Genomic DNA, 16,087 nt, shown 5'->3' with positions numbered 1-16,087 from the left:
CACCCTCCTCACATGTCGGACTGGTCGTAGCCGGTCAGGACGGTGACCTTCTGCCCGGAGTTGATCTCGCCGAGCGCCTCGATGATCTCGGCCGTGGTGACCCCCGGCTTCAGGCGCACGGAGTAGAACAGCTCGGTCAGCGCCCCGCCGCGCACGGTCTCCACGCTGACGAGCTCGAACTCGCGCGTCATGCGGACCAGCACGTCGGCGACGTCCTGCTGGTACCGGGACTCCGGCGGCACCTGGACCTTGACCACCTGGCGCTGGATGTCGAGCTTGAACCAGTCGAACCGCTGCATGAGGAAGACGACCAGCAGGATGACCACCGTCGCGGCGGCTGCCAGCAGGTAGAACCGGGTGCCGACCGCCATGCCGATCGCCATCACCAGGAAGATGAACCCGACGTCACGGGTCTCCTTGATCGCGTTGCGGAACCGGATCACCGACAGCGCGCCGACGAGGGCGAAGGCGCGGGCGATGTTCGAGCCGACCACGAGCATGATGACGGCGACGACCATGCCGATGATGACGAGCGTCTGGACGTAGGACTGGCTGTAGGAGATGTTGCGGTGCGTCCGCTTGTACACCCAGCCGATGGCGGCGGACAGGACGAACGACAGCACCAGCGTCATCGTCACGTCGAAGACGGAGAAGGTTCCGCTGAGGTCTTGGAGATTCATCGGGCGAGAACACTCTTTCGGGTCGTGGCGTCGTCGACGCCGGTGGGGGTGGTCGGGTCGAGCAGGATCGCGTCGACCTCGTCGGGGGCGTGCATCGTCGAGCGGGGCGCGAGCCCGAACGCCTGCACGCTCTGGCAGTACTTGGAGATCCGCACGACGTCGAGGCTCATCCGGGCCGTCAGGTCGGTGACCCAGCCGGGCACGCGCTCGTTCGCCTTGACCTCCAGCACCGAGAGGCGCGGCGGCAGCGTGAGCCTGTTGACGCTCTCGGAGGAGAGGTGGAAGTCGCGGTCGCGGCCGCGCAGCCGGTGGTCGAGCGTGACGCGCAGGCCGAGGTCGGCCTCGCGCCCCACCCACGCCTCACGGTGGTAGCCGGTGGTCACGGTCGGGCGCAGGTCGAGCTCGCCCACGAGGGTGGACACCTCGTCCAGGAAGGCCCGCTCGCGGCTGCTGATCGCGCCGGTGGGCTCGTAGCCCTCCGCCGAGCACAGCGCCAGCGCGTCGCGGTAGGGCAGCGACACCCGCCGCTTCTGGGTGACCCGGTTGACGCGCTGCTTGATCTCCACGAAGACGTCCGACTCGGGGGTCAGGTCGTCGGCCGTGCCGTAGTGCCGCACGCGCAGCTTGCGCCGGAACCTCAGGCCCTCGATCTTCTCCCAGTAGAACTTCAGGTGCGCCGTGTCGTAGTAGACGCTCGTGATCGGGTAGCCCGCGTCGCCGGAGTAGGCGTCCACGTCCATGTGCCGCACCAGCTCGGCGCGCAGCTCGTCGGCCTGGTCCTGCGGCACGAGATACTTGATCTCGAACCGGTTGAAGGCGTGCAGCCGGCTGGCGGTCGCGGTGCGGGCCGAGCTCGCGGACTGAGGTCGCACGGGTCCGTTCCTCTCGTCGGCGGCCGGACGCCGTCATGAACGGCGTCTGACCAGCGGATGAACACTGAGGAAACCGACCCTGCCGGGTGAATCTTTGTGTCTGCTGGAAACGTGGAGGCGAACGTGGATCGGCTCCACGTTTCGCGGTGACCCGGCCGGACGCATAGCCAACGCACAGGTTCGGCCCAGGAACACCACGGGATCGCGGCGCACGCTGGTGCGATGACCTCCGCACCCGCCGGCACCTTCCAGCCCCGCCCCACCCGCGCGGACGGGTCGCCCGTCCGGGTCCTCGTGGTCGACGACGAGCCCAACCTCGCCGAGCTCCTCACGTCCGCGCTGCGCCTGGAGGGGATGGACGTCACCGCCGCCCTGGACGGCGCCTCGGCGCTCCGCGCGGTCCGCGAGTCCGTCCCGGACATCGTGGTGCTCGACATCATGCTCCCCGACATGGACGGGCTCACGGTGCTGAGCCGGCTGCGCGAGCACGGCGAGCGCGTCCCCGTCCTGTTCCTCACGGCGCGCGACGCGGTCGAGGACCGGGTCAAGGGCCTGACCGCGGGCGGCGACGACTACGTGACCAAGCCGTTCAGCCTGGAGGAGGTCGTCGCCCGGCTGCGCGGGCTGCTGCGCCGGCAGGGCGCGTCGGCGCAGAACGGGAACGGCGTGCTGGCCGTGGGCGACCTGGCGCTGGACGAGGACGCGCACGAGGTGTGGCGCGCGGGCGAGGAGATCCACCTGACGGCCACGGAGTTCGAGCTGCTGCGCTACCTCATGCGCAACGCGCGGCGCGTGCTGTCCAAGGCGCAGATCCTCGACCGGGTCTGGAACTACGACTTCGGCGGGCAGGCCAACATCGTCGAGCTGTACGTGTCCTACCTGCGCCGCAAGATCGACAAGGGGCGCGAGCCCATGATCCACACGCTGCGCGGCGTCGGCTACGTGCTGCGGCCCGGCAAGGTCACGGACGAGGCACGTGCCTGACGTCGCCCCGCCCACCGAACGCGCGCCCCGCCGGCCCACCGCGCTGCGGCGGCGCCTCGTGCTCGTGCTCGCCGCCGTGGTCCTCGTGGTCACGGTGGGCCTGGCCGTGGCGTCGACGGCGGTGCTGCGCTCCCAGCTCCTGAACCAGGTCGACACCGAGCTCCAGCAGGCGAGCCAGCGCCTGGCGCAGGGTCCCGTGCAGATCCAGCTCCGCGACGACCCGTCCGGCGACGACGCCTCCGTCACCCCGCCGGGCCAGGAGCTCCCCGCCCTGCCGGTGCCGGCGCCGGGCGGGGCCTCCGACACGATCAGCCGGCCCGCGTTCCCGCCGGGCCTGGGCCCGGGCAGCGCCGTCGTGCGCTACGTGGACGGCGAGCCGGTGCTCGCCGACCACGTGACGACCTCGCTGGAGCGCGAGGCCCTCGACGACGACCAGGTCGCCGAGCTCCTGGCCGTCCCCGCCGACGGGAGCCCGCACGACGTCCGGCTGGAGGGGCTCGACGCCTTCCGCGCCGTGCACGTCACCACGGACGACGACCAACCGGTGGTCGTGGCGACCAGCACCGCGACCGTGGACGCGACCGTGCACCGCTACGTGCTGGTCGAGGTCGCGCTCGGCGTCGCCGCGCTGCTGGCCGCCGTCGGCGTGGGCGCCTGGCTGGTACGCCGCTCCCTGCGGCCGCTCGACGGCGTGGCGGACGCCGCGAGCCGCGTCTCCGAGCTCGAGCTCTCCCGCGGCGCGATCGACGCCATCCCCCGCGTGCCCGCGACCCTCACGGACGAGCGGACCGAGGTCGGCCAGGTCGGCGCCGCCCTGAACCGGATGCTCGAGAACGTCGAGGTGTCGCTCCAGGCCCGGCACGACTCCGAGACCCAGGTGCGCAGCTTCGTGGCGGACGCGAGCCACGAGCTGCGCACGCCCCTGGCGTCGATCCGCGGGTACGCCGAGCTGGTGCACCGCGCCCCCGAGGAGCTGCCGCCCACCGCGGCGCGCTCCCTGGACCGCATCGAGTCCGAGGCCGTGCGCATGACGGGCCTGGTCGAGGACCTGCTGCTCCTGGCCCGGCTCGACGCCGGGCGCGGGCTGGACCGCGCGCCCGTCGACCTGGTCGCGCTCGCCGTCGACGGCGTCATGGACGCCCACGCGGCCAGCCCCGGCCACGCCTGGAAGCTGGAGCTGCCGGACGGTCAGGACGACGCGCACCCCGGCGACGGGTCGGACGACCTGGTCGTCACCGGGGACGAGGCCAGCCTGCGCCAGGTCGTGGCGAACCTGCTCGCCAACGCGCGCACGCACACCCCGGCGGGCACGCAGGTGCGCGTGCGGCTCCTGAACGACGGCGACGCCGTCGTCCTGCACGTCACCGACGACGGGCCCGGCATCCCCGCCGACCTGCGGCCCTCGCTCTTCCACCGGTTCACGCGCGGCGACGTGGCGCGCAACCGCAACGGCGGGTCGACCGGCCTGGGCCTCTCGATCGCGGACGCCATCGTGACCGAGCACGGCGGGAGCATCGCCGTCCGCTCCCGCACGGCGGACGAGGGAACGGCGACCGGGACCACGTTCACGGTGCGGCTGCCCCGGCCTGGTCCGTCCGGTCGGCCAGGATCTGGCGCGTGAGCTGCTCCACGAGCTCCGTGACCTCCGGCTCGTCGCCGCCGGGCCACTGCTCCACGTACCGCTGCAGCCGCTCCCGCTCCGCCTCCCGGATCGCCTCCGCGACGACGTCGCCGGCGGGCAGCGCCCGGACCGTGTCGCCGTCGACAGCCACGAGGCCGCGGGCCGCGAGGGTGTCCGCGACGTCGCGCACCACGTGCTCGGTGCGCCCGGTGCGCTCGGCCATGAGCCGCACGGACCGGGTGCGCTTGAGCGAGACGCGGGTGAGCATCCACGCCTGGCCGGGCGTCAGGCCGACGTCCTGCGCCACGACGTCGTAGACCCGCAACGGGTCCCGCTTGCCCACGCGCCGCCACAGGATCAGGCGCAGCTCCTCGAGCGAGGTGCGCGACGACGGGAGCGCGAAGGTGGCGCCAGCCGCATGGCCCGCCTCGTCGTCGCCGCCCCGCGTGGCCGTGCGCAGCTCCACCTCGGGCAGCAGCCACGTGAGCAGGAACGCGAGCGCCGCGACCGGCACCGCGCCCAGGAACACGATGTGCAGCGCCTGCGTGTACGCGTCGAGGAACCAGGTCTGCACGTCGGGCGGGCACTGCGCGAGCGCCTGCGTGGACGCCGTGAGCGCCGCGGGCCCGCAGACGCCCTGGGCGGCGTCCGGCACGGAGGTGGCGGCCTCGGCCGCGAGCCGGTTCGCGAAGATCGTGCCGAACACCGCGACGCCCACCGACGAGCCGATGGTGCGGAAGTACGTGGTGCCCGACGTCGCGGTGCCCAGGTCGCGGTAGCTCACGGCGTTCTGCACGGCGATGACGAGCACCTGGGTGACCATGCCGAGCCCGGCGCCGAACACGAACATGCTCAGGCCCGCCTGGAGCGTGGTGGTGGTCTGGTCCATGAGGGAGAGCAGGTAGAGCCCCACGGCGGTGATCGCGGTGCCGACGATCGGGTAGACCTTGTAGCGCCCGGTGCGGGAGATGAGCTGTCCCGAGCCGATGGACGTGATGAGCAGGCCGAGCATCATCGGCGTCATCTCCAGCCCGGACTCGGTGGGCGTGGAGCCCTTGACCGTCTGCAGGTACAGGGGGATGAAGGTGATGGCGCCGAACATCGCGAAGCCGACGGCGAACCCGATGACCGCGGAGACGGAGAAGACCCGGTTGCGGAACAGGTGCAGCGGCAGCACGGGCTCGGGTGCCCGCCGCTCGACCGCGACGAACGCGACCAGCCCGAGCACAGCGATCGCGATCAGGGCGTAGACCGGGGCGGAGTTCCACTCCCAGGTGGTGCCGCCCAGGCTGGTGACCAGCACGACCGCCGTCGAGATCGCGGCGAGCAGGATGATGCCGGCGTAGTCGATGCGGGGCCGGGTGTCCGTGGTGATGCGGGGCAGCACCGAGGCGACGACGATGAGCGCGATGATCCCGACGGGGATGTTGACGTAGAAGACCCAGCGCCAGTCGAGGTTGTCGACGAAGAACCCGCCGAGCAGCGGGCCGGCGACCGAGGAGACGCCGAAGACCGCACCGAACAGCCCCTGGTAGCGGCCGCGGTCCCGGGGCGGCACGACGTCGCCGATGATCGCCTGGGAGAGCACCATGAGCCCGCCGCCGCCCACGCCCTGCACGGCGCGCCAGGCGATGAGCTGGCCCATGGTCTGCGACGTGCCGGACAGGATCGAACCGACGAGGAAGATCAGGATGCACGCGATGAACAGGGTCTTGCGCCCGAACAGGTCGCCGAGCTTGCCCCAGAGCACGGTGGTCGCGGTGCTGGCCAGCATGTAGGACGTGACGACCCAGGACAGGTGCTCGGCGCCGCCGAGCTCGGAGACGATCGTGGGCAGCGCGGTGGCGACGATCGTCTGGTCGAGGGCGGCGAGCAGCATCGCGAGCATGAGGCCCGCGAAGATGGCCCAGACCCTGGCCTGCGGCAGGGCCTGCGGTTCCGCCTCTGCGCTCGGTGCGGTCATGCGGTTGCCTCCCGGGTCCGTGGACGGCGAGGCCTGCGCGCCCGTGCGTGTGCCCCCGGAGGCAGACTGTCACGGCCCGCGCGGGTCGGCGCGGGGAGGGTCCCTCCCCGCGCCGGAGCCCGGTCAGTCCTGGAGGGCGGACCGGAGCGTGGCGGACGCCTGGGCGACGGCGGCGCGGGCGGCGTGCGTGTCGTGCAGGGCGTTGAGCATGACGAAGTCGTGGATGACGCCGCCGTACCGGACGCTGGTGACGTCGACGCCGGCCCGGCGGAGCTTGGCGGCGTAGGCCTCGCCCTCGTCGCGCAGCACGTCGGCCTCCGCGGTGATGACCAGGGCGGGCGGCAGCCCGGTGAGCTGCTCCTCGGTGGCGCGCAGCGGGGAGACGGTGATCAGGTCCCGCTCCTGCGGGTCGGTCGTGTACTGGTCCCAGAACCAGCGCATGCCCTCCAGCGTGAGGAAGTAGCCGGTGGCGAACTCGCGGTAGGAGGCGGTGTCGAACGCGGCGTCGGTCACCGGGTAGAACAGCACCTGCTGGCGGAAGGTGACGTCGCCGCGCTCCTTGGCGAGCAGGGTGAGGGCGGCGGACATGTTGCCGCCCACGGAGTCGCCGGCCACGGCCAGGCGGCCGCCGTCCAGCCCCTGGTCGGCGCCCTCCTTGGTGACCCACTGCGCGACGGCGTAGGCCTGCTCGACGGCGACGGGGTAGCGCACCTCGGGCGACCGGTCGTACTCGGGGAAGACGACGGCGGCCTGCGCGCCGATCGCGAGGTCGCGCACGAGGCGGTCGTGCGTGTGCGCGTCGCCGAACACCCAGCCGGCGCCGTGCACGTAGAGCACCACCGGGAGCGGGCCCTGGACACCGGCGGGCCGGACGATCCGGACCGGCACGGTGCCGGTGGGCCCGCCCTCGACGGTGACCCACACGTCGTCGACCTCGGGCTTGAAGATCTCGCTCGACTGCACGTCGTCGACGGCCTTGCGGCCTTCCTCGGGCGCGAGCTGGTACAGGTACGGCGGGTTGTCGGTGGCCTCGGCGAACGCCTGGGCGGCGGGCTCCAGGGACAGGTCGTGGGGGTTGGCGGTCATGGTGGTTCCTTCGTTACGGGAGTGCTGGGTGTGGCTGGGGTGCTGGGTGTGGCTGGGGTGCGCGGCGGGCCGGGCGGCGCCGGTCAGGCGGTCTGCCCCGCGGCCCGCGCGATGAGGGCGGCGACCTCGGCGGGGTGGGTCAGCATCACGAGGTGCGGCGCGTCGAGCTCGACGCTCTCGCGCACCCCGGCACGCTCGTAGCCGAAGCGCTCGACGTCGGGGTTGATCGTGTGGTCCGCGGCCGCGACGATCCCCCAGGACGGCTTGGTCCGCCAGGCGGCGACCGGAGCCGGCTCGCCGAAGGCCACGGCGGACAGCGGGCGCTGCGACACGGCGAGCACCGTCGCGACGTCGTCCGGCACCCCGGCGGCGAAGACCGCGGGGAACGCGTCGACGGCCACGGACACGTCGGTGCCCGGCTCGGCGCCGTCGACCGGGTAGGGCGTGTAGACCAGGTGGGCCGCGAGGTCGGAGTCGGGGAAGCCGCCCTGCAGCTCGCCGAGGCTCTCGCCCTCCTTGAGGGCGTAGCCGGCCACGAAGACCAGGCCGACGACGTTCTCGGCCGCGCCGGCGACCGTGATCACCGCGCCGCCGTAGGAGTGGCCCGCGAGCAGCACGGGGCCGTCGATCGCCTCGACGACGGACCGCACGTATGCGGCGTCGCCGGTCAGCGAGCGGTTCAGCACGGGCGGGACGACGACCCGGAAGCCCTGGTCGAGCAGGGCGCGCGTGACCGGGGTCCAGCTTCCGGCGTCGGCGAACGCGCCGTGCACCAGAACGACGGTGGGAGTGGATGACATGGGGGTTCCTTTCCGCGGGACGACCGCGGGGACACGGCCGCCACGATGAGACACTTCGATCCAAGGCCGTCACCGGTGACTGCGTCCACGAAGGAAGCACGCAGGAATGGGGAGAGATGACCGAGGCGCTGGGCCCGCTGCTCCGCCGGTTCCGGCACGAGGCCGACCTGACGCTCGAACGGCTCGCCGAGCTCTCCGGGGTGAGCGACCGCACGATCAGCGACATCGAGCGCGGGGCCAGCCTGGGTCCGCAGCGGCGCACCGTGGACCTCGTGGCGGACGGCCTGGGCCTGGCGCCCGCCGACCGCGCGGCGCTGCTCGCGGCCGCCCGAGCGGGCCGGCACCGGCCCCCGGCCGGCGTCGTCGCCCCGCTGCCGCTCCCCCGCGCCGTCGCCGACCTCGTGGGCCGGGACGCCGAGCTGTCCGCGATCGGGGCGCACGTGACGTCGGGCGCCGACGGCGCGCCGTCGCCGCTCGTGGTGCTCTCCGGGCCGGCGGTGCTCGGCAAGACGTCGCTCGCGGTGCGGGCCGCCGGCGACGTCCGCGGTCGGTTCGACGCCGTGCGGTTCCTCGACCTGGGCGGGTTCGGCGGGCGCCCGCTCGACGCGCTCCTGGTGCTGCGCCGCCTGATCCAGTCGTGCGAGCCCGCCGTCCGGTCGGTGCCGCACGACGTGGACGACGCCGCCGCCCTGTGGCGCTCCCTCCTCGACGACCGCCGGGTCCTGGTGGTCCTCGACGACGCGGCCGGCGAGGAGCAGGTACGCCCGGTGCTGCCCGCCACCGGGCCCTCCGCGGTGATCGTCACGGCCCGCCGTCCGCTGGCCGGGCTGGACGCGTCCCTGCGCGTGGAGCTCGACCGCCTCGCGCACGACGACGCCGTCACGCTCCTGCGCCGCATCATCCCCGCCGCGCAGGCGCCCGAGGCCGACCTGCACCGGCTCGCCGACCTCTGCGACGGCTGCCCGCTGGCCTTGCGCATCGCCGGCAACCGCGTCGCGAGCCACCGCGCCTGGACCGCGGGCCGGCTCGCGGACCGGCTGGCGTCCGAGGACCACCGCCTCGACGGGTTCCGCGCGGGCGACCTCGAGCTGCGCAAGGCCTTCGCGATGTCCTACGACCAGCTCTCCGACGCCGCGCGGACGCTGTTCCGGCGCCTCGGCGTCCTGACGGGGCCCACGTTCACCGCCGAGCTCGGCGCCGTCCTGGCCGGGTCCGGCCGGCACACCGCCGTCGACCTGCTCGACGAGCTCGTGGACCTCGGCCTGCTGGAGGCCGCCACCCACGACCGCTACCACCTGCACGACCTGCTGCGGATCTTCGCGCGCGACCGCCTCCGCCAGGACGAGGGCCCGCACGCGCAGCCCGCGCACGCGGAACACCTGCGGCACTGGATCCTGACGACCACAGTCGACGCCGGCCTCTGGTTCGAGCCCGCACGCGGGCACGGCCCGGACCGGACCGGGCTCGCCGACCTGTCCACCCGCGCGGCCGCGAGCGCCTGGCTGCACGACGAGGCGGACCACTGGTTCCACGCGCTGCGCGCCGCCGCGGCCTACAAGGACGACGCCCTGGTGGTGCGGGTCGCCGAGTCCCTGCACTGGTTCTCCGACCTGTGGGTGCAGTGGGGCCAGTGGCACCAGGTCTACGACCTGGCCGTCCAGGCGGCGGAGCGCCTCGCCGACGACGACCTGCTGGCCACCCAGCTCGGATACCTGAGCTGGGCCGAGCTCTGCACGCGGGACGACCCGGCCCGCGGCCTGGAGCACGCGCACCGCGCCCGGGACGTCGCGCGGCGCGCGGGCAACCGCGCCCAGGAGGGCTGGGCCCTGTACTACACCGGGTGGTGCGAGCTGCTGCTCGGGCGGCCCGGCGACGTCGTGCGCGACGCCCAGGAGGCGCGCCGGTGCTTCGCCGACGCGGACGACGCGGCCGGCCTGCTCCAGACGCACCGCATGCTCGCCGAGGCCCTCACCCAGCTCGGGCGGCGGGCCGACGCCATCGGCGCCGACCGCGCCGCGATCGACCTGCTGGAGCGGCAGCCGGCACGGTTCCCCCGGGACATCGCGCTGACCACCCGGGTCGCCGCGGCTTCCGCGATCGTCAAGAACCTCGTCGAGCTCGGCGACGGCGCGGGGGCGCTCGCGACCGCGGACGCCGCCGCGCCCGCCGTCGACGAGCTCGACGTGCCCGCCCACCGCGCCATGTACCTGCGCGTGCGGGCGCTGGCGCTCGCCGCGACGGGGCGCACGGCCGAGGCGGCCGCCGCGCTGGGGCGGGTCGTGGAGATCCGCGAGGCGCTGGGCGACCGCCGGCGGGCCGACGCCGCCCGGGCGCAGCTCGCCGGGCTCAGCTGATCCTCACCGCCGCCCGGTACCCGGGCTCCTCCATCCGGGACATGGCGTCGAGTGCGTCGTCGGCCACCGGGAGCAGGTGCGCGTCCACCCAGGTCTCGCCCGCCGTGGTGCCGATCCAGGGATCCTCCAGCAGCACGGCTCCGGGCACGACCCCGTGGCACAGCACCCAGTGCGGCACGTCGAACCCGAGCATCGCTTGCAGGGAGACGAGGAGCAGCAGGCGCTCGCCGTCTTCCAGGGCGGCCCGGAGCCCGGGCAGGGTGAGGTGGCGGCCGTCGACGGGGAGGCCGGCCGCGGCCGCCTCCTCGCGGGAGACCTCCTGGAGCAGGGTGCGCCAGTCCCGGTCGCCCTCGGGGTAGGCGTCCACGAACACGGGCCGGTCGGTGTCGAGCGAGACGGCGACGGCGGAGTCGGGCCAGCGCCGCTGCACGGCCAGCCCCAGCCGGACGGGGTCGCACGACGGGAAGTTGGTGGCCTCCCGCCAGAGCGACAGCTCCAGCCGCCGGTCCAGCTCGTCCGCGCGGATCGCGCCCCTGTGCGCCTGCGCCATCAGCGCGGCGGACGGCCCGCACGTGAAGTGGGTGGTCTGGCGGTAGTGCGGGGGCTCGGCTGGGCTGTTCGCGTGGCCGGCGCTCTCGTGAACGGCGTCGTCGAGCCAGCGCACGAACCCGGTCGGCGGCTGGTCGGCGTCGGCCGCCGACGGCGCCCGGAGCGGGGCGAAGCCCGCGGCCGCGGCGTCCGGCCCCGCCGTCCACCCCTCCCACTTGACCTGGACGAGGCCCTCGGCCCGGGCCAGCGCGACGACGGCGCGCGCGGCCGCGACGGCGTCCCCCACCGCGTCCACGATCTTGAGGTACGCGGTGGCCGGACGTGCGGTCACCAGGGCGGCGCCCGTCCCGTCGTCGAGGACGACGAGCCGCGGGGCGTGCGCCGACCGGTCGGCCGAACGCCAGCGGTCCAGCACGGCGTCGGGCGCGATGCGCGCGAGGCCCTCGGGGAGCGCCGCCGGGTCGTAGGGGACGACGACGGTATGGGCGTCAGTCACCGGTGAGGGCGTCCGCGAAGGCGTCGACCGCCTGCTGCGTGGAGCGCGGTCCGCCCGCGCCCCAGACCAGCGGGAACTCGTGCGCGCGCCCCTCCTCGACCGCGGGCAGCGACGTCCAGATGTCGCTCTCGTTCAGCGCGTCCACGTAGCCGGTGGTGTCGCCGTTGGAGAAGAACAGGTTCGCGTCGCCGACGGCGGTGAGCCCTTCGATGTCGGTCTGGGCGAGGCCGTACTCGGCGTTCAGGCCGCCCGTGCCGTGGGAGTCGTTGACGGCCGCGTCCCAGGCCGGGGTGAGCCCCAGCTCCTTGCCGAGCTCGGTGAACAGCGCGCCCTCCGTGTAGGGGCGCAGGCTCAGGTTGCCGCCCTGCAGCCACCCGTCGAAGAACAGGAAGTCGGTGGTGGGCAGGTCGACGGCGGCCACGTCCTGCTTGCGCTCGGCGAGGTGCGCGTCGAACTCCGCCAGCACCTGCTCGGCCCGCTCGGTGCGGCCGGTGGCCGCGGCGATCAGCGAGAAGACGTCCTTCATGTTGCCCAGCGGGTCGTCCGGGTCGTTCCCGCGGGCGACCAGCACGGGGACGTCCTGGCGCTCGAACTGCGCGATGGCCTCGTCGTCGGCGCTGAAGCCCTCGATGATCACGAGGTCCGGCTCGGCGGCGAACAGGGCGGTGGCGTCGGGCTCCTCGCGGGTGCCGACGTCGGCGACCCCCTCGGGGAGCGGCTCCGCGGAGACCCAGGTCGAGTAACCCTCGGGGTCGGCGACGGCGACCGGCGTGACGCAGAGCGTGAGGGCGTCCTCGACCTCCTGCCACTCCAGCACGGCGATGCGCTCGGCGGGCCGGTCCAGCTCGACGGTGCGGCCGACGCCGTCCACGAGGGACACCGGCCCGGTCGAGGTCTGGGTCGTGTCGTCGGCGCAGCTCCCCGAGGCCGGGGCCGAGGGCTCGGGCGCGGACGCGTCCACCGCGGTGGTCCCGCATCCGCTGACGACGAGCGCCAGCACGAACGCGGCAGCTCCTGCGGCGGAGCTTCTCCTGGGCACGACCATGGGACTTTCCTCTTTCTGCTTGCGGGAGCGGGCCTGGGCATCGCGCCCGGCGCGGCTGTGCCGGTGTGCCCGCTGAGGTGAGCCTAAGTAAGGCTTACCTTCGTCCGCAATGCCGCACACCCGCCAGCAGATCAGTCTTTCCGGCCAACGACGTCGGTGGCGAACGTCCCCGGCGTCGTCCCCATGACCCGCCGGAAGGCGTCGATGAACGTCCCGGGGTGCGCGTAGCCGAGCTCGTCCGACACGTCCTGCACGGTGTCGCCGGCGGCAAGCAGCTCCAGCGACCGGTGCACGCGCACGGCCTGCCGCCACTGCGCGAAGGACAGCCCCGTCGCCGCCCGGAACACGCGCGTGATCGTCCGCTCGCTCGTGCCCGACGACCGAGCCCACTGCGCCAGCGAGCGCTCGTCCGCCGGGTCGGCCAGCAGCGCCTCGACGATCGCGTCGACCCGGTGGTCGGCGGGCAGCCGCACGGCGAGCTGCCGGTCCGAGGGCTCCAGCACGTCGAAGACCACGGCCTCCGCCCGCGCCCGCGCCTCGGGGTCGAGGTCCCGCCGCGCCAGGTGGACCAGGAGGGCCTGCAGCACCGGCCCCATCGCGACGGCGGTGGGGCCGGCCAGCACGGGCGGGGTGCGTTCGGGCGCGAAGAACGCGTCGTACAGCTCGACCCCCGCCGTCAGCCGGCCTGCATGCTCCACGCCCGCCGGAACCCACAGGCCGAACCCCTCCGAGACGGTGAACACCTGGCCGGCCAGCCGGGCGGTCAGCGTGCCGTGCCGCACCCAGACGAGCTCGTGCGCGGGGTGGACGTGCGGCTCCCACTCCGTGGCGACGTCGACGACGTGCGCTTCGGCAACGATCGTGAACGCGGCGGGGGTGTCCGCGGGGACGGGGAAGGTCCGGCCCACCGACGCCGTGGGGTCGCGCTGCCAGGAGCCCCGCGCGTCGTCGGGACGGGTGGAGGCGGCCATGCGACGGAGTCTAGGGAGCACGCCCTCGGCCGGCCCTGCGAAGGGCGCTTGACCCTACCCTCAGGGGAGGGTCGACGGTGTGAAGCAGGAGGTGAGACCCCATGACCTACACGATCACCCGCGTCTCCCGGCTGTCGGGCGTGACGCTCAAGACGCTGTACCACTACGACCGGATCGGGCTCCTCGTCCCCGAGCGGGACGAGCGCAACGACTACCGGTCCTACTCGGACGACGACCTGGAGCGACTCCAGCAGATCCTGTTCTTCCGGGAGCTGGACATGCCGCTGGACGCGATCGCGGAGGCCCTGTCGGGTCGCACCTCTCGGCTCGAGTGCCTGCTGGACCAGCGCGCCCTGCTCAGGTCACGTGGAGCACGGCTCGCCCAGGTGCTGGCGACGCTCGAGCAGGCCATCGCACACGAGAGAAAGGGACAACCCATGGCTGCCGACAGCATGTTCACCGGCCTGGACCAGGCCGGCTGGCAGGACGCCCTCGACGAGCAGAACGCGCACCTGCGGGACACCTACGGCGTGGAGCTCGACACGGCCGGGCTCGACGCCGACCGGATGAACGCGGCCGCCGCCGAGGCCACCGCGTTCATGTCGACCATGGCCGACGCGCTGCGCGCCGGGCTGCGCGCCGACGACCCCACGGTGGTGGGCGCGATCGAGCGACACCTCGCGGCACTGAGCGCCACGCACCCGACGGACCCGGACGGCTTCGCCGACCAGGCGCGCTTCTTCGTCACGGACGACTTCCACCGGCAGATGCTCGAACAGCAGCAGACGGGGTTGGCGTACTACCTGCTGCACGCGGCGGAGGCGTTCCGCGACGCGGCGTGAGGCGGGGGCGGACGCGGTGCGGGGCCTGGTGCCGGGCCTGGTGCCGGGCCTGGTGCCGGGCCTGGTGCTGGCGTCGGGCGGCGGACCGGGGTTTGGGTGCCTGACGTAGGACCGGGGTTCGGGCGCCGGGCGTAGGACCGGGATCCGAGCGCCCGGCGTACGACCCGGACCCCACCGCCCGGCGTAGGACCGCGGTCCACGCACCCGGCGTACGACCCGGACCCCACCGCCCGGCGTAGGACCGCGGTCCACGCACCCGGCGTACGACCCGATCCCAGCGCCCGGCGATGGAGGCGGACTTGGTGCCGGTGCCGGGAGTAGGGGACCGACCTGGTGCCGGTGCCAGCCGGTGCCGGTGCTGGCGCCCGCACCCGCACCCGCGCCCGCGCCCGCGCCCGCGTGAGCCTGCGCCTACGCCGGAGCCGGTCTCACTGCCAACTGACGAGGAGACGGAGCCGTGCTCCGTGCTCCGTGCTCCGTGCTCCGTGCTCCGTGCTCCGGACCCACTGTCAGTGCCAGCCGGTGTTGGTCTCGGTGTTGGTCTCGGTGTTGGTCTCGGTGTTGGTCTCGGTGTCTGAGCCTGAGCTGGTGCCGGTTTCAGTGCCGCCGGAGACGGAGACGGAGCTGTACTCCGTACTCAGTGGTGCCAGTGCCGGACTCCGGATCAGTCCTCCTCGCTCAGAATGGTGGCACCCCCGACCCGGACGACTCGCTGACATCTGCCGCCGGCGCGGCCGTGACGTAGGCGCGGGGCAACCGGCGCCCGGTGAGGGCACGCAGCGTCAGGTCCTGGCTGGTGCCCGGGTCGACCTGGTCCAGGTCGACCCGGGTGTCCAGGACTGTGGGCGGCCGGGCGTGCGTGCTGCCCGCGGGCGTGGTCCAGGTGGTGATCCCGGTGACCGGGTCACGTTCGACGCCCCAACCGGCATGGGTCTTGAGCAGGTGGTGCCGCCGGCAGAGCGCGTGCAGGTTCCATGCGTTCGTCTGTCCGGGTTGGTTCTTGGCCGTTGCCCCGGACCGCTCTCTCGATTCGTGGTCGAAGGGTTCTATGTGGTCCAGGTCGCATGTCGTCGCCGGGGTGTCGCACCCGACGAACGTGCAGGTCCCGTCCCTGGCCTCCACCGCTGCGCGAAGCACCTTGCCCGGCGTGTACGCCCGGGACGAGTAGTCGACCAGCACTCCCGTCACCGGGTCAGTCACCAGTCGCTGCCAGGTCGCGTCCTGGGCGATCAGCCGGGCAGTCTCCGCCGGGATCGGACCGAACCCGGCCAGCTCACCCGGCGCATCGTCCAGACCCAGGAGCGTGCTCGCCGGAACCGTCACCCGGACGACCGGCCGAGTGGGCGTCACGCGCACCACCGTCTCCTGCACCACCGGCGCCCGGCCACCGCACGGGCAGACAGGGGCTCCCACCTCACTCGTGTTCGTGTTCGCCGTGTCGGTCGGCTTGCCTGCCCTCGTAGCGGTCGTCGTGCCGCTGCCGGCGGCCGGCGCCTTGTCGCCAGACGCGTTCCCTGAGGTCGTCGTGCTCACCGGCCATACGATCCCCGTGCTCCCCTCAGCCCCAGCGGTTGCCGCGAAGCGGTCCCCTGGCAGCAGCCGACCCGTCACGATCCCGGTCAGACAGTCCGCACGGAGCTGACCCAGAGTGCGCTCCTCACCGGCGGTGTACCGCAGCTGATGCGCCATGTCGTCCACCACACCCCACACCGCCGCCGCATCCACCGCAGGCAGGTACGCCGACAGCCAGCCCATGTCGTTCTCCGCCCGGTCCAACTGCACATTGCGGTGCTCGGCCGCGGCCCTCGCGGCCTCCTCCGAACC

General features: G+C 73.6%; 13 protein-coding genes. 4 read left to right on the top strand and 9 right to left on the bottom strand.

Going from position 1 to position 16,087, the window contains the following annotated elements; translation table 11 throughout:
• Positions 1 to 8: 8 nt before the first annotated feature.
• Both ACFWEJ_RS08120 and ACFWEJ_RS08115 read right to left on the bottom strand, forming a co-directional pair.
• Entirely contained in the window at positions 9 to 680 is a 672-nt protein-coding gene (locus ACFWEJ_RS08120) for a DUF4956 domain-containing protein (protein WP_357478419.1), read from the bottom strand.
• Positions 677 to 1,552, bottom strand: coding sequence for a polyphosphate polymerase domain-containing protein (locus ACFWEJ_RS08115; protein ID WP_377228689.1), 876 nt, complete (start codon positions 1,550 to 1,552; stop codon positions 677 to 679). The genes ACFWEJ_RS08120 and ACFWEJ_RS08115 overlap by 4 nt, the downstream gene beginning before the upstream one ends.
• 222 nt (positions 1,553 to 1,774) lie before the next feature.
• On the opposite strand from ACFWEJ_RS08115, the gene ACFWEJ_RS08110 reads away from it, so the two are divergent.
• Together ACFWEJ_RS08110 and ACFWEJ_RS08105 are read left to right on the top strand one after the other, a co-directional pair.
• The gene (locus ACFWEJ_RS08110; protein WP_377228688.1) at positions 1,775 to 2,536 is read left to right on the top strand and encodes a response regulator transcription factor; all 762 of its coding nucleotides are present in this window, start codon (positions 1,775 to 1,777) and stop codon (positions 2,534 to 2,536) included.
• Positions 2,529 to 4,157 (top strand): sensor histidine kinase, encoded by a 1,629-nt coding sequence (locus tag ACFWEJ_RS08105; RefSeq protein ID WP_377228687.1) that lies wholly within the window; start codon positions 2,529 to 2,531, stop codon positions 4,155 to 4,157. Before ACFWEJ_RS08110 ends, ACFWEJ_RS08105 begins: the two co-directional genes overlap by 8 nt.
• Here the strand turns inward: ACFWEJ_RS08105 and ACFWEJ_RS08100 are convergent.
• The 3 genes from ACFWEJ_RS08100 to ACFWEJ_RS08090 all read right to left on the bottom strand — a co-directional run bounded on the left by ACFWEJ_RS08100 (position 4,102) and on the right by ACFWEJ_RS08090 (position 8,006).
• Positions 4,102 to 6,120 (bottom strand): DHA2 family efflux MFS transporter permease subunit, encoded by a 2,019-nt coding sequence (locus tag ACFWEJ_RS08100; protein WP_377228686.1) that lies wholly within the window; start codon positions 6,118 to 6,120, stop codon positions 4,102 to 4,104. The two genes, ACFWEJ_RS08105 and ACFWEJ_RS08100, sit on opposite strands and share 56 nt — an antisense overlap.
• Positions 6,121 to 6,243: 123 nt before the next feature.
• Positions 6,244 to 7,206 carry an alpha/beta hydrolase gene (locus ACFWEJ_RS08095; RefSeq protein ID WP_377228685.1) on the bottom strand — a complete coding sequence of 321 codons (963 nt, stop codon included), beginning with the start codon at positions 7,204 to 7,206 and terminating at the stop codon, positions 6,244 to 6,246.
• Between the two features lie 83 nt (positions 7,207 to 7,289).
• On the bottom strand, positions 7,290 to 8,006 hold the full coding sequence (locus tag ACFWEJ_RS08090; protein WP_377228684.1) for an alpha/beta fold hydrolase: 717 nt from the start codon (positions 8,004 to 8,006) through the stop codon (positions 7,290 to 7,292).
• Positions 8,007 to 8,122: 116 nt separating this feature from the next.
• On the opposite strand from ACFWEJ_RS08090, the gene ACFWEJ_RS08085 reads away from it, so the two are divergent.
• The gene (locus tag ACFWEJ_RS08085) at positions 8,123 to 10,360 is read left to right on the top strand and encodes an ATP-binding protein (protein WP_377228683.1); all 2,238 of its coding nucleotides are present in this window, start codon (positions 8,123 to 8,125) and stop codon (positions 10,358 to 10,360) included.
• Here ACFWEJ_RS08085 and ACFWEJ_RS08080 read toward each other — a convergent pair.
• The 3 genes from ACFWEJ_RS08080 to ACFWEJ_RS08070 all read right to left on the bottom strand — a co-directional run bounded on the left by ACFWEJ_RS08080 (position 10,353) and on the right by ACFWEJ_RS08070 (position 13,421).
• On the bottom strand, positions 10,353 to 11,405 hold the full coding sequence (locus ACFWEJ_RS08080) for a peptidase C39 family protein (RefSeq protein WP_377228682.1): 1,053 nt from the start codon (positions 11,403 to 11,405) through the stop codon (positions 10,353 to 10,355). The two genes, ACFWEJ_RS08085 and ACFWEJ_RS08080, sit on opposite strands and share 8 nt — an antisense overlap.
• Positions 11,398 to 12,450 (bottom strand): ABC transporter substrate-binding protein, encoded by a 1,053-nt coding sequence (locus tag ACFWEJ_RS08075; RefSeq protein WP_377228681.1) that lies wholly within the window; start codon positions 12,448 to 12,450, stop codon positions 11,398 to 11,400. Before ACFWEJ_RS08075 ends, ACFWEJ_RS08080 begins: the two co-directional genes overlap by 8 nt.
• A 131-nt stretch (positions 12,451 to 12,581) precedes the next feature.
• On the bottom strand, positions 12,582 to 13,421 hold the full coding sequence (locus ACFWEJ_RS08070; protein WP_377228680.1) for a helix-turn-helix domain-containing protein: 840 nt from the start codon (positions 13,419 to 13,421) through the stop codon (positions 12,582 to 12,584).
• A 101-nt stretch (positions 13,422 to 13,522) separates the two neighbouring features.
• Here ACFWEJ_RS08070 and ACFWEJ_RS08065 point away from each other — a divergent pair, with 101 nt between their 5' ends.
• On the top strand, positions 13,523 to 14,263 hold the full coding sequence (locus ACFWEJ_RS08065) for a MerR family transcriptional regulator (protein ID WP_377228679.1): 741 nt from the start codon (positions 13,523 to 13,525) through the stop codon (positions 14,261 to 14,263).
• Positions 14,264 to 14,941: 678 nt separating this feature from the next.
• Here the strand turns inward: ACFWEJ_RS08065 and ACFWEJ_RS08060 are convergent.
• Positions 14,942 to 15,613: an HNH endonuclease signature motif containing protein gene (locus ACFWEJ_RS08060; protein WP_377228678.1), complete on the bottom strand. Its 672-nt coding sequence runs from the start codon at positions 15,611 to 15,613 to the stop codon at positions 14,942 to 14,944.
• Positions 15,614 to 16,087: the final 474 nt, after the last annotated feature.

Origin of the sequence: Promicromonospora sp. NPDC060204 (genome assembly GCF_042728455.1) — a bacterium.
Classification (GTDB): Bacteria; Actinomycetota; Actinomycetes; order Actinomycetales; family Cellulomonadaceae; genus Promicromonospora.
The sequence above is the reverse complement of the archived record's forward strand: the minus strand, read 5'-3'. Positions and strand labels throughout refer to the sequence as shown.

Excerpts from the sequence above, each read along its gene's own strand:
- ACFWEJ_RS08100 (WP_377228686.1), bottom strand. The coding sequence starts at position 6,120 with ATGACCGCACCGAGCGCAGAGGCGGAACCGCAGGCCCTGCCGCAGGCC.
- ACFWEJ_RS08070 (WP_377228680.1), bottom strand. The coding sequence starts at position 13,421 with ATGGCCGCCTCCACCCGTCCCGACGACGCGCGGGGCTCCTGGCAGCGC.
- ACFWEJ_RS08065 (WP_377228679.1), top strand. The coding sequence starts at position 13,523 with ATGACCTACACGATCACCCGCGTCTCCCGGCTGTCGGGCGTGACGCTC.
- ACFWEJ_RS08110 (WP_377228688.1), top strand. The coding sequence starts at position 1,775 with ATGACCTCCGCACCCGCCGGCACCTTCCAGCCCCGCCCCACCCGCGCG.
- ACFWEJ_RS08090 (WP_377228684.1), bottom strand. The coding sequence starts at position 8,006 with ATGTCATCCACTCCCACCGTCGTTCTGGTGCACGGCGCGTTCGCCGAC.
- ACFWEJ_RS08075 (WP_377228681.1), bottom strand. The coding sequence starts at position 12,450 with ATGGTCGTGCCCAGGAGAAGCTCCGCCGCAGGAGCTGCCGCGTTCGTG.
- ACFWEJ_RS08095 (WP_377228685.1), bottom strand. The coding sequence starts at position 7,206 with ATGACCGCCAACCCCCACGACCTGTCCCTGGAGCCCGCCGCCCAGGCG.
- ACFWEJ_RS08120 (WP_357478419.1), bottom strand. The coding sequence starts at position 680 with ATGAATCTCCAAGACCTCAGCGGAACCTTCTCCGTCTTCGACGTGACG.
- ACFWEJ_RS08085 (WP_377228683.1), top strand. The coding sequence starts at position 8,123 with ATGACCGAGGCGCTGGGCCCGCTGCTCCGCCGGTTCCGGCACGAGGCC.